Origin of the sequence: Staphylococcus sp. HMSC057A08, from assembly GCF_001812925.1 — a bacterium.
In the GTDB taxonomy this organism is placed as follows: domain Bacteria; phylum Bacillota; class Bacilli; order Staphylococcales; family Staphylococcaceae; genus Staphylococcus; species Staphylococcus hominis.
The window spans coordinates 17,209-29,305 of record NZ_KV810846.1; the positions used below are offsets into that span (position 1 = coordinate 17,209).

Consider the following 12,097-nt stretch of genomic DNA (forward strand, 5'->3'; position numbering starts at 1 on the left):
TCACTCCTTTCTTAAAGAATTGTTATGATTTGCAATCATTTTAAGCAAATCAGATGGTGCATTAACTTCTTTTTTAGAGTCTGAGCCGAATTTGAGAGGCTCTCCTCTATTAAGACGTTTGACGTTTTCTTCATAATTCATGATGTCGTTAGCACTTCTAAACCTGTACTCAGTTTCTCCCTTTTTGCCACCACGTTTTTTCTGCTCCGCTTGAGCATCACGTATAGCAAAAGCGAGTTTGTACATTTCCATATCTTTATCGAGTTGTTCATATTCTAAGGCGTACATACGATAGTTAAACTCTCTAAGTGTCATTCGCTCTATAACATCTAAGTCATAGATTTTGAGTTTACTCATGCATAAAATAACAATACGATCAAACGTTAATAGTTCTCCCTCTACTTCTTGCTGCTCTTTTTGTATTTTTTCGGAACGAGGTTTTGGGTTAAAACACGCTTTCCCAGTTCCTCGATAACTTCATTACAGAATTCTTCAAGACCTGTATTTTCAATAACATTCTCAACAACTTCTTCTAAGTCTTTTTCTGTTTTAGGAGCGCCTTTTTCTTGTGCTGTTGCAGCTTTAATCACTTTTGCAACATCTACTACACTGTGGCTTTCTAATGCTGGTACTAACATTTCTGTACCTTTACCAAAGTTAACTTGTTCAGCTTCCATTCCCATTTCTTTATCAATGATGTTTAAAAACTTTAATCCAAATGATAATTCGATTGTTTTACCGTTAAATTTGATTTCCATAATTTAAATACCTCACTTATTTTTTATTTGCGCAAATAAAAAAGAGGGGATATTGCCCCTCATGTTTATACAGTTTCAACTTCTGTTGGTTGTGGAATACTTTCAGCCAAACCGTCGTCTGCTGGATCAGATGCAACAGTATCGTGGAAGCCATAAGCAGCTTTGTTTTCTTCGATTGCTTGCGGTAATGTAGCAAATCCACGTTGTTTTTTAAGATAAACGCCAAATTCTGTTTCAAATTCAGCAATACCGTCTGCTTCATTAGTACGAGTGATACTATTCCAGTAACCTTGTCTATATTCAGCTTTGTACTTACCTTCGCTATTTTGAACACGCTTATTGATTACCCATAATTCATATGGTGTATCATCTTCCGTAGCGTCTTCGATTTCATCGCATAAAGTGTCTTTTTGATCCATGTAGCAATTAATTGTCACAGTAGACTCTAATGTACCACCAGAGTTAACTGAACCATCAAATGTAGCTTCTGTATCTCTATCTTTTTCCGTTTCACGTTCTAATTCAGTGACTAACATTACTTTGTTAGCATCTTTTCTATCGCCTAATTTACGAATTAAAACTAATTCATCAGTACCTTGTTTTGTTGGCATAGGTTGAATACCTCCTAAATTTTTGTATTAAAAAACGCAAGCCAACTTAATGACTTGCGTACTCTACACTTATAGTTGTATGTGACAATGTTTGATTAGTTTCTTGTTCCGTACTCTCATTCACACTAATTCGTGGGAGTGTCAATGTATATCCGTCTAGTTGTATCTCATCTAGTAGGATAGATTGCACTTGAATGTATAACTCATCATTTTTACCTTTATCATCTTCTGTACACCAAATATGGATAATTGCAGTAGGACTACCACTGTAAGTGTCAAAAGTTAAACGGTGTATATCATCTCTAATAGATTGAATGGCGATGAAAGGATAAGGTAATTCTTGATTGAGTTCGCTTGTGCGAATGATAGGTACGCCAAGTTCTTCAAACCTTGTATAAAGATAATTGAACAATTGTAAATTCACTGATTGTTTCATCGCATACCTCCTAACCGTTAATTAATCTTTCGAGGTCTGCTCTGACTTTCTTCGTGAACTCTTGGTAGACTGGAAACATAAACGTTTCTGGTTCCATGTAACGTGTACCGTATTCAAGGAATCCACTATAACCTGCTTTAGAAGTGATACCGTACTTAAGATGTCCTTCTTTAGCATCTTCAACCATTCTAGCTAAGTTACCAGTCCAATAACCTTTGTTCATTACTTCTTTAGCACTTTTAACTGTATCTGCACTAAATTCAATCGCATTGTTTTGCAACACTTCATCTACATCATCATCAATATCATCGTACATTCTGTCAAAATCTCTGATTAAATCGTCGAAATCTCCACCGAAACGCATTACTTAACCTCCTCAACGTAGAACACTGTATCGTGTTCATAGTCAATTCGTTTTGTAATCTGATACTTAACATCATTGATATAAGCATGTGTCACAGTAGGCTCAAAACGACCATTTAAACGTATGACATTGATATCTTTGTTGATGTCTCCGTATTGCACCACTGTTTTTTGTGGACTTAATGGACTGATATTACATGGTATTGCATCGTAGCGCTTTTCGTATGTTTCAGTTTTGCTTGTTTTAGGGTTGTACTGTCCTTTCATTTCTTTAGCAAAAACAACTCTCTTGTTATATCTCAATAGAAAATACCTGTCCCACGTTTGCCTGTTGTTCGTGGCATATATTGATCTATTACATCCATATATTCGTCAAAGTCGTTTGCTTGAAACGTATTAGAACGCCCATCTACGCTTTCCTGCGTCATACCTTCTGCGCCTACACGATTAAAGCGCTTGACTGCTACTTCTTCGACGATGTATTCCAATCTATCTGGAACTTCTTCGATACCGATAGGAAGTAAGCTAATCAAACGCTTTTCAGTGTTATCTATAATGCGAATAAGCAGTTTATCTTGTAAGTCATCTTTAATTGAGAGTAATAGCTTAACATTCTCTAATGTAGCCATACTATCCCTCCAATGTGTCTAAGATGTCTGCTTTTGTATCACTTTCAGATACTTCAATACCATGTTTATGTGCAATTTCAATTAATTCTGCTTTTGTGTTCTTACTATCAATAACCAATTTAATATATTGCTTATTGTATCTGTTATCAGCATGTAGTAATTGAGTAATACGTTCGTCTGTAATGTCAGTAGGATAAATATCGCCAACTTCATATGGCTTGTTATCTTCTGCGTCTACAAATGGTCGTACTACTTCGTATGAATAAGCCATGTGTCAGACCTCCTTAGATTAATTAGACAGTTTCTGGTGTAACTGTTTCAGGATTAGTAGGAATACCTTCAAATTTTGCAAACGCATTATCATCTGCAATGTGAACAGCTACATGCATTGTTGCACGTAATGCTAACATATCACGTTCGAATAAGTTAATAGGCTCACCGTTACCGTCTTTAATAGTTGATAATTGAGAACTATCATCGATTTTGTATTCAATACGTTGTGGAATACCATAGAATAATTGATTAAAATCACCTGTATAAATGACATTTTCTTTATAATCTGGTGATTTTAAGTTCACAACAGGTAAACCATCTAAAGTATCAATAGCATTTCTACCTTTTCCTTTTTCGAACAATCTTTCATTAGAAACTGAATCAACAATGCTAGATAACGCTCTTCTATTTGTTCGTTTAGAAATAAATGCGTTTGGATCGTAATCATTGTTTTCGACTAATGCCTCTAAATCTAATAAATTATCTTCATTGTATTCACCGTTAATCACATTACCAGCAGTTTGAACTGATTGTTCAATAGATTTGTTGAATGGATTATCTCCAACATTTAAAATTCCAGCTTCGTCAAACTTACGAGCAAATGCTTCTGCAATCATAGGTTTCATGGCTTCAAAGAAATCTGAGTAAGTGTAATTCAAGAATTCTTTTGTAACTGGTAAAATAACACCTAATTTATATGCTCTCATTTTAGCTTCAAGCCAAGTAGCCTTAGATGTTTCGATTTTATGACCTTCACCAACCCAGTAAGCGCCCGGTTTATCTGCCCAAAAAACAAAATCTTTTTCTGTTCCGTCCATTTCTTGATATTTACCTAATTGCATGATTTTAGAAGTTTCCATAACTTCACGTAAAACTGGTTTAGTAAAGTTGTTTAATAATTCCCCTTCTTTGTGTTCATGCATCATTACGTTATCTGGATTAAAAGTTGCTGGTGTTACATCGTTGTTAGCAAAATGTTGTAAATTTAACTTTAACTTGTTAGTTTCATTCATCATTTAATTCCTCCGTTTATTGAATAATTCTTACTTCGTCGGCAATACTGCCTAAACCTTTTTCTTTTCTACTTTGATTTCGTGAAAAACTACTACTTTGATCATTCGGCGTAGCTTGACGTGTAGCTTCTTTGACTTTTTCTCCAACAGCACTATCAAAGTCTTTTTTGATTTGTCGAATAACATCTTTAATTTCTTCGTTATCTTCAATCTTGATAAGTGCATCAGCAAATGATGTAGGAAGTTCTTGCTCTTTCAAGTCATCAACTACATCAGATTTCAATTCTTTAAGTGCTTGAGCTTTCTCACGTTCAGCAATTGCTTTCTCACGTTCTGACAGCGCCTTTTCCTCTTTTTCTTTTTGAGTTAAATTAGCGTAGCTTTCACCTTCGGAACGTGCATTTTCAACAGCTTCTTTTAACCGTTGTTCGAATTTTTTCTCTTGATTTGCTAATGCTTTATTTACAGCTTTGTGTTTTTGACTATCTAACTCACTTTGAGTTAATTCAAAAACTTTTTTATCATCATCACCTTGTTTATCTCCACTTTGTTTATCTTTTCCTTCAGGATCATTTGGATTATCTTCAGCGAAATGCTGTAAATTTAGCTTTAATCGTTTAATTTCATTCATTTATATCGTCCTTTCAAACAGTCTTAACACGAATGGTTTTACGCATAAAAAAAGCACCCATTATAGTGCGGTTAAGCCCAATAAAGTGTGCTGATGTTTATGTTTATTACATTGTATTAATCCAGTTGATTACGTTATTAGCAGTTTAATGACTTACTTAGGTCATAGTTTAAATAAAGTTCTTTGGTTCAAATGATTTCTTCTTATCTTGCTTAGGTTTCGCTTGTGCTTGGTTACTAGGATTTGTATCGTTCAGACGCTTTAATTCAGTGTGTACACCTTCCAATGCGCTTGCGATACGTTTGAGTGTTTCTAACACATCATCACTCCTAGAGCGTAAATAGATGACTCTCTTTAGCATTTTCTCTATTAACAATTTCAGCTAAAGTTTTAGAGTCTATCTCATTTTTTATTTCTATTGTTTTATTTGATTTTTCTAATTCTTCACGAATCCATCTCAATTCATCAGCGATTTCTTTCAAATATTTCTCTTGCTCAGTCATATTATCACTCCGTAAATTTACTTAGATTATATTTACCTTTACGTGCTGCAAAGAATTCATCACGCCAGTTACCAATATATGGCACAACTGCACTACGACAAAACGGGTGCATAGGTGGAGCGTTTACTCCCGGAACCATGTCTTTTACTTTGAATGTTTCATTATTCAAACCTCTACATGTTTTCGTAGTCTTACTATCTATTTTTGCTACAAATTGATATTCTGCTTCTGCACCGTGTTCTTCTAACATATGACGTTTAGACGCTAACGTTTGAACTCTTGCAGTTTCTGTAAGTAATAGGCGTTTCATATTGTAAGTTGTTGCTCCTGTATCTTTGCGTAAGTCTTTCACAAACTCATAAGGATGTCTTCCACGTAGTAATACATGACGTGTGGTCTTTTGTACATGTCGTCTTACCACGTCCATATCTGACCAAAGTCTTGTACTCCATTTATGCCCTTCAAACGGTGTGAATATGATTGTTTTAACGTCATTAATAGATACTTGGAGTGTTTCTCCTAAGATGCCTGCTTGTTGCTCTAATGCACGATAATAAGCGCTCTCCATGTAGTTATACATAGATTGTTCTATCTGTGCATAAGCATAAGTAACAATTAGTCCTAGTTGCGCTTGAAGTAACTTCTCACGACTAACATACATCTTAGTATTGTAGGCTCTTAGTTCTGCATTAGCTTTATCACTAAAATCTTTATTCTCAACATACTGTTTTGCTTTCTGTTGGAACATTTGAACATCTACTGCATCAATCTTTTTCTTAGCTTCAGATAATGTAATGCCTTCTCTCGTTGCATATCTTGCATAGAAACGATTGATCTCATCTTCAATATCTTCATTCATCTCATCAACAATACGTTGTATCTCTTGAACAATCTCATAATCTGATTTACTTTCTTCATCAATAATTTCCTTTGCTCTATCTTCCCAGTAGGACATAGACTATCACTCCTTAATGTCAGCTTGATTGTCTATACCCTGTCTGTACATACGTTCATCTGATTTTTGAAGTTGTTCATCTTCTTCAGTCTCGATACGTTCCATTTCTTGTTGAGGGTTATCTATAAATGATACAAGCGACATTAGAGTTTGTTGACTGAGTTGACCACCAGCTTGTAAGTACATATCCATTTCATCTTTAATCGACTTAGGAATATTACGAGTAAATGTGAATGTTAAATCTTGAATAGCATCTTTATCTAACTCACGATTGATACTCATAATTTGACCGATTAACTTGTAACGTCTACGCAACCCTTTTCGGAATAAACCTTCTTTAATTGCAGTACGTTGTTCTAAACCAAACAGCTTATATTTCATTGCTTCACCTGATTGATTGCCACCGAAGTTTTCATCAGTCATATCTGGTGTATTAGTGAACATATGAATGTTACGACTAATTCTATCTTTATAAGACTCAACGCCATTTACATCGTATTCTTTATAGATATACTTAGCATCTACATTGCCCTCAGTCGTTTTCTCGTCCATTGTTGTGTATTCTGGTGGAACTAAGTGGAATACATTTGCATCTTTTTGCAATTGAGCTGTATTGCTATCTAATTCCATGTTTCCGATTACAAGTAACATTGCATCGTTTAAATCATTCATGTAGTTAGCTGTATCTGATTGTGCATTGTCATATAAATCAATAAGTGGGATAACTTTCTCAAAGTCTCCACGACGCTTTTCATTATTACTAAACTCTGTGATTGTTACCTTACCAAACGAATGTGGCTCTGGTGGTCTGCGTTCTTGTAGTGATAAATTAGTAGACTTATTCGCATAGAAGAAATTGGTTGCGTTAGGTGTAATGATGTCTACATTGTAAATATCTGTGTCATCATATTCTCTTGTTGACGTTTGCCAGTATCTCACTGCGATTAAACTATTCTGTTCAATCGTATTATCGTAAATCACAAATGTATGACGTGGATCAGATTTATACAATCTCACTTCATCATCTTGATTACGGATAATATATTCATAAGCACGACCGAAGATAGATAAATCTAGTCCGATTGAACGGTTGTGTGTGTCGATGTCATTTAGGTTATGTAGTCCGTTAATCTTCTCTTGTGTATCTTCATCTTCTGTTTGTACTTGTATCGCATGACCAAAACAATAACCATTGATAAAGTCTGCAATGTATGATGCAAAGTCATGTGCTGCACGATTATCTGCTAAGTGTCTTTCTCTACGTCTACGATTACGCATAATGTTGTAGTTAAGTCCTTGATAGTAATCATCAAGCATTTGTAATCTAGGTACTTGCGCCTCTAAATGATGACTAATACATTCACTAATGAAATCATAATCACCTAGTATCTCGCTTAATGTACCGTCGTAACGATATGTTTCTACTGCGTCACGTCTGTATATCTTATCTCGATGTTGTCGGTACTCTGCATCTCTTTCAAATTCATTTACTTTTAACAAGCGTTATCCCTCCTTATAAGCCCATTGATTTGATTGTGCTAATATTCTTCCTAACATTTGTTTTTGTCTGTTTATGTGGTAAATGGAAACGTTCTAGACTATATCTAAGTGCATCTAGTAAATGGTTATTAGCGTCAATTGGTTTATTGAGCCAATTCCCTTCTTTATCTTGTTCAAATGTGTAAGTATTCAGTTCTTCAATCGTATTTACACAAGTTGGATGCACATATATCTTAAAACCTTGTATGAACTGAACACCTTGCATTATTGAGCCTTGTCCTTTGATTGACGGTTTAATGTTAGGAATACCTTTACGCTTAATCTCTGCAATTAAACGTTTCTCAGCACTATCTGCAACTATAAGTGCATCTTTATATCCTTTATCTACATACATTTGATATATTTCATCAGTGAGCATACCTTTTTCATAATGTTCGTCGTATATCCATAATTCTTTATTCTTCATGTCTACAACGGTACTAATCAATGTAGTTGGATCGTGAGTAAATCCGAAATCACTACCATGTGCTTTTTCTTGTGTTCGTTTGAATACTTTCAACCAATCAAACTCTTTCACTTCGAAATTATCAAACACAAGTCCTTCAGCTACGCCCCATTCTCCATCACAAACAATTCTTGCACGTCTAGGGTTTGTACGATACAAGTCCTCATAACGTGCAATATCGACATCATCAAGCCATTCATTTACTCGGAATGTTGTCGTGTATGAAAATGTATTGTTTAGCTTAGTATCTTCATCAAAGAATGTAGGTTTAAGCCAATGACGTTCACTCCATGGGTTGAATGTAACTGTAACCTGTTTAAAGAAATCAGGACTATTAACGCTACCACGAATGGATTCAACAAGCGTTGCAAATTTATCGTAGGTTTCAACTTGATACGCTTCTTCTATCCAACACCAACACAATATTCCTTTATCAACTGTAATTGATGTAATTTTTAATGGATCATCAAGTCCTCTGAATAATATTTTTTGACCAGTCGGTTTGTAAGTAATCTCTGGTAAACTATCGTTAAACTTAAATAAGTGAGCCACACCTAATTGGTTTGTAGCCCACTTCAAATCTGTATATGTTGATTGTTTATTTGTATTACTGAAGCGTCTGACTACAAGTAAATTAGCCCACTCATACTCCATTAATCTGTATATAAAGTTTAATGCAGTTGTCTTACTCTTTTTACTACCCCTAGAGCCTTTCACAACTCTGTAAAAGTTTTTATTGTTAAAGAATCGGTTATATCCTCCGCCAACAATTTTATCTAACTGTATTTCCATAATTAGTCCTCTAATGGAATATTATTAATAATTGTAGGGGTAGTTACTTCTAATTCTTGTTTGTCTATCGGAGTATAACCTGAACGATCTAATATATCTTTTGACGCTTGAAATCTAACTAATTCACTTTTAGCATCTAACAGATTAATCATTGTCTGTAATGCTTTAGGTACTTGATTAGATAAATATTCTACTTGATAACCTTTAAAGCCTTCTCTAAATTTATCGTTGTTCTTCCAGCGTGAGATAGTAGAACGGTTAACGTCAATTTCAGAAGCGATTTCACCTTCATTTAAGTTTGTTTCATTCTTGAGGCGTATGTACTCTTGTTGTTTTTTTGTCAATTCCAAATACGCCCCAAATGTTGCATTATTTTGCATTTTTGTCATCTCATATATCACCAACTCTCACGTTATTCACTTTATTTATTTTTTTATACAACAAAAAACCTACCTGAGTGTTCTCTCAGATAGGTCACATCATTTACCTTTTAGGGATAAGTAAATGAAAAACTAACATTTTAGAAAGGAGTATGTTTTTGAATTGTTCAGCAAAGAATTAAATCATTACATGTAAGTCACCTGATAGAACTTACACTATCATGATATCGCCTTTTAAAGCGAACTTATATGCCCCTCAAGTCCATTTACACGTAACCGATTAATTCTGCTAGCTTATTAATCATTGCGTTGCGTCGTCTTAATATACTTGATTTACTCGTGCCGAAGTATTCTGCTAAATCTTCCCACTCATAACAACCAATAGGACATTCCCAGTATCGTTTGTTAATCATATCAAGTGTATCTTCGTCTGCTTCTTCTACCAACTTATCAACGCCGTTCACAATATTACTTAACATTACATATCGTTTGTTACTCAACTTCTTAATTGTCTGACGTTCAATCGGGTTACTAGGTAGATTGCTTTTCCCAGCACCTACATTCTCTGGTTCATGATTTTCTAGTAACTCATACTCACAAACCTTTAATTCCTTACGATAACGTTCTACATGTTGGATATATTCTTCTAGCTTTCTAATATCATGACGTTCAATCGTTATCACTTACGTTCCCCCTTACTCTTTATACATATCCATACTAGGTACACAATCGGTATTAATACTATCCACCAAGTCATTACCTAACACCTTCTACTATATCTTTAATTGCCACATAATCTGGTGCAAAAACCCCTGTAATGTAAGACGATAATGTCATCAAACCAATTACAATCGAAAGTATGAATAATACTCCAACAAAAATCATCGCAATTGATATATCTCCTTCAGAATTTATTACATCTTCAGTGAGTTTGATTTTCTTATAACTAATAACTATTACAGAGATAGGCACGATTATAAATAACAAACCTATTATCGACATAATTAAACTTTCTACAAATACACCATGTACATATACGTCAAAACCTTCTTTTGCTACTCCTCCGATTTTCTCTCCTACTTTATCTAAGTATTCCAGTATTTGTTTATCCATTACTCACTCACTCCATTCAAATCTGACTGATCACCATTTAAAGTATAATCATTCGGTGCAGTATCAATATCATCTTCACTTTCTAATTTAATGATGAGTAGAGAAGTGAGATACTTCCCTAACTCATACATAGCGATTAAGAATAAATCTTTAAGTATGCGTTTAATCATTCCGTTCACTCACTTTTTTCTTAGCTTCTTCCTTATCCTCTGCCTCTACCAACGTCATACGTTCATTCTCTCTAGGTTGTTCTACATTTACATGCACATAACCTGTGCTATCTGTGAATTCTCTGATTAGGAATTGTGGCATGGTATCACTCCTTGATTTTTAACTACTATAATTGCTCTGTGTGAACCGTAATCTATATGAAGATCATTATCTACTTCCCAAAATCTTAAATAAGGAGTTATAGGTAGTTCTTTTAACTTAGGTAGCTGTTCAGTCATTTCTAACCAACTAGAACCTTTTACAACTTCACCTAATTTGATACCTCTTTTGTGATGGTTCTTTTTCAAATACACTTTAGAATATTGTGTCACTTCCCCAGCACCTCTTTTACATTAGTTTCGTATGTTCCAATATTACGTTTTACAAATTCAGCATGCGCCTCTCCGATTTTATCTTTCATCACTTGTCTGAATATATTTTTAAATTCTTTCTGTGTTTTATGAGGTATTTCCAATATCTCTGAACTATCTTTATCAAGTGGTAATAAACAATCAAACTTCATTTTGTTCAGTTGCTTAAATCGTTCTTCCATATACGTAAAGTGCATAGCCAACTTTGCATCAGACAATTCTTTTAATTGTTGTTTAGGCATGTTGAAACTTCCGATAAAATTACTCACTCTATCTACTCCTCGTTACTCCGTTTTACTTCTCGTTACTCTTTGCGGAGTATTCTTTTAATCTCTGCTACTATGTCCTTACTCTTTAAGGTCTGCTTCTTTGATGAACGTTCCATTAATAGTCTTTCCTTTTCTATCTTTAATCTCGTCATATGCATACTGTAAACACTCCTGTAACGTCATATCATGTTGTTGTGCCAAGATAATTAATGTAACGACTGTATCGCCTATACCGTCTTTTAATGCGTCCATTTGCCCACGAGATAATGCTGATGCAACTTCCCCAGCTTCTTCATAGAATTTAAGTGCTTGTCTATCTGGATTACCATTGTGTAAATCTTTATCCATACTCCATTGTTGTACTTGTTCTACTAATTGATCTAATGTGTTCATTTATTGTTCCTCCTCAGTTTCATCGATAATATCTGCTATCTTCTCTATTGCGTACAAAACGCCTCCATCATATAAATCAGTAATAGCTAAGCCTTCGTATTCTTCAAACTCTGCATCGATAAATTTCTTAATTTTATCTAATGCCTTACTTTTGGTTTCTAATTCCATATAGTCCTCATATAATTCTTCGTAACTTTTTATCCAATCTTTGCAAGTATTGTAGTAAACGTCCGAATTTACTTTTAAATCTGTATTTTCATTTCTCAATTCTGCGATGATTTCATTAAGTTTATTCTCTTTATTTTTCAACGTTTCTATATCTTTTAACAGTTCATCATAACTTTTCTGTGATAACTTAACTTCTGCCATTCCTACCCCTCATTCCATTTCGA

Annotated in this window: 24 protein-coding genes; all 24 read right to left on the bottom strand. The window is 34.4% G+C overall.

The features are described from left to right. The 24 genes from HMPREF2881_RS01625 to HMPREF2881_RS01730 all read right to left on the bottom strand — a co-directional run bounded on the left by HMPREF2881_RS01625 (position 1) and on the right by HMPREF2881_RS01730 (position 12,074). Positions 1–357, bottom strand: coding sequence for a hypothetical protein (locus HMPREF2881_RS01625; RefSeq protein WP_070653608.1), 357 nt, complete (start codon positions 355–357; stop codon positions 1–3). 41 nt (positions 358–398) lie between these two features. Then, entirely contained in the window at positions 399–758 is a 360-nt protein-coding gene (locus HMPREF2881_RS01630; protein ID WP_070653609.1) for a tail assembly chaperone, read from the bottom strand. Between the two features lie 65 nt (positions 759–823). After that, positions 824–1,369, bottom strand: a complete 546-nt coding sequence (locus HMPREF2881_RS01635; protein ID WP_070653610.1) for a phage major tail protein, TP901-1 family — start codon at positions 1,367–1,369, stop codon at positions 824–826. A 46-nt stretch (positions 1,370–1,415) separates the two neighbouring features. Then, on the bottom strand, positions 1,416–1,805 hold the full coding sequence (locus HMPREF2881_RS01640; RefSeq protein ID WP_070653611.1) for a hypothetical protein: 390 nt from the start codon (positions 1,803–1,805) through the stop codon (positions 1,416–1,418). A 10-nt stretch (positions 1,806–1,815) separates the two neighbouring features. Further along, on the bottom strand, positions 1,816–2,169 hold the full coding sequence (locus HMPREF2881_RS01645) for an HK97-gp10 family putative phage morphogenesis protein (protein ID WP_070653612.1): 354 nt from the start codon (positions 2,167–2,169) through the stop codon (positions 1,816–1,818). After that, complete coding sequence (locus HMPREF2881_RS01650; RefSeq protein WP_070653613.1) at positions 2,169–2,471, bottom strand: hypothetical protein; 303 nt, start codon at positions 2,469–2,471, stop codon at positions 2,169–2,171. The genes HMPREF2881_RS01645 and HMPREF2881_RS01650 overlap by 1 nt, the downstream gene beginning before the upstream one ends. Next, positions 2,468–2,797, bottom strand: a complete 330-nt coding sequence (locus HMPREF2881_RS01655; protein ID WP_070653614.1) for a phage head-tail connector protein — start codon at positions 2,795–2,797, stop codon at positions 2,468–2,470. The genes HMPREF2881_RS01650 and HMPREF2881_RS01655 overlap by 4 nt, the downstream gene beginning before the upstream one ends. Before the next feature lies 1 nt (position 2,798). Further along, positions 2,799–3,068 (bottom strand): hypothetical protein, encoded by a 270-nt coding sequence (locus tag HMPREF2881_RS01660; protein WP_070653615.1) that lies wholly within the window; start codon positions 3,066–3,068, stop codon positions 2,799–2,801. A 22-nt stretch (positions 3,069–3,090) separates the two neighbouring features. After that, positions 3,091–4,083 (bottom strand): phage major capsid protein, encoded by a 993-nt coding sequence (locus HMPREF2881_RS01665; protein ID WP_070653645.1) that lies wholly within the window; start codon positions 4,081–4,083, stop codon positions 3,091–3,093. 16 nt (positions 4,084–4,099) lie between these two features. Continuing rightward, positions 4,100–4,714 (bottom strand): capsid assembly scaffolding protein Gp46 family protein, encoded by a 615-nt coding sequence (locus HMPREF2881_RS01670; RefSeq protein WP_070653616.1) that lies wholly within the window; start codon positions 4,712–4,714, stop codon positions 4,100–4,102. Between the two features lie 169 nt (positions 4,715–4,883). After that, the gene (locus HMPREF2881_RS01675) at positions 4,884–5,033 is read right to left on the bottom strand and encodes a hypothetical protein (protein ID WP_196306361.1); all 150 of its coding nucleotides are present in this window, start codon (positions 5,031–5,033) and stop codon (positions 4,884–4,886) included. 10 nt (positions 5,034–5,043) lie between these two features. Then, positions 5,044–5,217 (bottom strand): hypothetical protein, encoded by a 174-nt coding sequence (locus HMPREF2881_RS11735; protein WP_176744861.1) that lies wholly within the window; start codon positions 5,215–5,217, stop codon positions 5,044–5,046. Between the two features lie 4 nt (positions 5,218–5,221). Beyond that, complete coding sequence (locus tag HMPREF2881_RS01680; RefSeq protein ID WP_070653618.1) at positions 5,222–6,172, bottom strand: minor capsid protein; 951 nt, start codon at positions 6,170–6,172, stop codon at positions 5,222–5,224. Between the two features lie 6 nt (positions 6,173–6,178). Then, positions 6,179–7,672 carry a phage portal protein gene (locus HMPREF2881_RS01685; protein ID WP_070653619.1) on the bottom strand — a complete coding sequence of 498 codons (1,494 nt, stop codon included), beginning with the start codon at positions 7,670–7,672 and terminating at the stop codon, positions 6,179–6,181. A 13-nt stretch (positions 7,673–7,685) separates the two neighbouring features. Continuing rightward, entirely contained in the window at positions 7,686–8,969 is a 1,284-nt protein-coding gene (locus tag HMPREF2881_RS01690; protein WP_070653620.1) for a PBSX family phage terminase large subunit, read from the bottom strand. A gap of 2 nt (positions 8,970–8,971) precedes the next feature. Further along, positions 8,972–9,358 (bottom strand): phBC6A51 family helix-turn-helix protein, encoded by a 387-nt coding sequence (locus tag HMPREF2881_RS01695; protein ID WP_070653621.1) that lies wholly within the window; start codon positions 9,356–9,358, stop codon positions 8,972–8,974. A gap of 257 nt (positions 9,359–9,615) precedes the next feature. Further along, positions 9,616–10,032, bottom strand: a complete 417-nt coding sequence (locus HMPREF2881_RS01700) for a transcriptional regulator (RefSeq protein ID WP_064206959.1) — start codon at positions 10,030–10,032, stop codon at positions 9,616–9,618. Positions 10,033–10,105: 73 nt separating this feature from the next. Continuing rightward, positions 10,106–10,462, bottom strand: coding sequence for a hypothetical protein (locus tag HMPREF2881_RS01705; RefSeq protein WP_070653622.1), 357 nt, complete (start codon positions 10,460–10,462; stop codon positions 10,106–10,108). Beyond that, the gene (gene rinB, locus HMPREF2881_RS01710) at positions 10,462–10,632 is read right to left on the bottom strand and encodes a transcriptional activator RinB (protein WP_070653623.1); all 171 of its coding nucleotides are present in this window, start codon (positions 10,630–10,632) and stop codon (positions 10,462–10,464) included. The genes HMPREF2881_RS01705 and rinB overlap by 1 nt, the downstream gene beginning before the upstream one ends. Then, positions 10,625–10,774 carry a DUF1381 domain-containing protein gene (locus HMPREF2881_RS11615; RefSeq protein ID WP_141752620.1) on the bottom strand — a complete coding sequence of 50 codons (150 nt, stop codon included), beginning with the start codon at positions 10,772–10,774 and terminating at the stop codon, positions 10,625–10,627. The genes rinB and HMPREF2881_RS11615 overlap by 8 nt, the downstream gene beginning before the upstream one ends. Next, entirely contained in the window at positions 10,759–11,004 is a 246-nt protein-coding gene (locus tag HMPREF2881_RS01715) for a hypothetical protein (RefSeq protein ID WP_053022085.1), read from the bottom strand. Before HMPREF2881_RS01715 ends, HMPREF2881_RS11615 begins: the two co-directional genes overlap by 16 nt. Next, the gene (locus HMPREF2881_RS01720) at positions 11,001–11,312 is read right to left on the bottom strand and encodes a hypothetical protein (RefSeq protein ID WP_070653624.1); all 312 of its coding nucleotides are present in this window, start codon (positions 11,310–11,312) and stop codon (positions 11,001–11,003) included. The genes HMPREF2881_RS01715 and HMPREF2881_RS01720 overlap by 4 nt, the downstream gene beginning before the upstream one ends. Before the next feature lie 78 nt (positions 11,313–11,390). Beyond that, positions 11,391–11,705 carry a MazG-like family protein gene (locus tag HMPREF2881_RS01725; protein ID WP_070653625.1) on the bottom strand — a complete coding sequence of 105 codons (315 nt, stop codon included), beginning with the start codon at positions 11,703–11,705 and terminating at the stop codon, positions 11,391–11,393. After that, the gene (locus HMPREF2881_RS01730) at positions 11,706–12,074 is read right to left on the bottom strand and encodes a hypothetical protein (protein WP_070653626.1); all 369 of its coding nucleotides are present in this window, start codon (positions 12,072–12,074) and stop codon (positions 11,706–11,708) included. Between the last annotated feature and the right edge of the window lie 23 nt (positions 12,075–12,097).

Bases quoted from the DNA above. Each gene is read 5' to 3' on its own strand.
- HMPREF2881_RS01640 (WP_070653611.1), bottom strand. From the start codon at position 1,805: ATGAAACAATCAGTGAATTTACAATTGTTCAATTATCTTTATACAAGG.
- HMPREF2881_RS01670 (WP_070653616.1), bottom strand. From the start codon at position 4,714: ATGAATGAAATTAAACGATTAAAGCTAAATTTACAGCATTTCGCTGAA.
- rinB (WP_070653623.1), bottom strand. From the start codon at position 10,632: ATGATTAAACGCATACTTAAAGATTTATTCTTAATCGCTATGTATGAG.
- HMPREF2881_RS01630 (WP_070653609.1), bottom strand. From the start codon at position 758: ATGGAAATCAAATTTAACGGTAAAACAATCGAATTATCATTTGGATTA.
- HMPREF2881_RS01690 (WP_070653620.1), bottom strand. From the start codon at position 8,969: ATGGAAATACAGTTAGATAAAATTGTTGGCGGAGGATATAACCGATTC.
- HMPREF2881_RS01655 (WP_070653614.1), bottom strand. From the start codon at position 2,797: ATGGCTACATTAGAGAATGTTAAGCTATTACTCTCAATTAAAGATGAC.
- HMPREF2881_RS01645 (WP_070653612.1), bottom strand. From the start codon at position 2,169: ATGCGTTTCGGTGGAGATTTCGACGATTTAATCAGAGATTTTGACAGA.
- HMPREF2881_RS01660 (WP_070653615.1), bottom strand. From the start codon at position 3,068: ATGGCTTATTCATACGAAGTAGTACGACCATTTGTAGACGCAGAAGAT.
- HMPREF2881_RS01705 (WP_070653622.1), bottom strand. From the start codon at position 10,462: ATGGATAAACAAATACTGGAATACTTAGATAAAGTAGGAGAGAAAATC.
- HMPREF2881_RS11615 (WP_141752620.1), bottom strand. From the start codon at position 10,774: ATGCCACAATTCCTAATCAGAGAATTCACAGATAGCACAGGTTATGTG.
- HMPREF2881_RS01665 (WP_070653645.1), bottom strand. From the start codon at position 4,083: ATGAATGAAACTAACAAGTTAAAGTTAAATTTACAACATTTTGCTAAC.
- HMPREF2881_RS01730 (WP_070653626.1), bottom strand. From the start codon at position 12,074: ATGGCAGAAGTTAAGTTATCACAGAAAAGTTATGATGAACTGTTAAAA.
- HMPREF2881_RS01625 (WP_070653608.1), bottom strand. From the start codon at position 357: ATGAGTAAACTCAAAATCTATGACTTAGATGTTATAGAGCGAATGACA.
- HMPREF2881_RS01695 (WP_070653621.1), bottom strand. From the start codon at position 9,358: ATGACAAAAATGCAAAATAATGCAACATTTGGGGCGTATTTGGAATTG.
- HMPREF2881_RS01635 (WP_070653610.1), bottom strand. From the start codon at position 1,369: ATGCCAACAAAACAAGGTACTGATGAATTAGTTTTAATTCGTAAATTA.
- HMPREF2881_RS01680 (WP_070653618.1), bottom strand. From the start codon at position 6,172: ATGTCCTACTGGGAAGATAGAGCAAAGGAAATTATTGATGAAGAAAGT.
- HMPREF2881_RS11735 (WP_176744861.1), bottom strand. From the start codon at position 5,217: ATGACTGAGCAAGAGAAATATTTGAAAGAAATCGCTGATGAATTGAGA.
- HMPREF2881_RS01725 (WP_070653625.1), bottom strand. From the start codon at position 11,705: ATGAACACATTAGATCAATTAGTAGAACAAGTACAACAATGGAGTATG.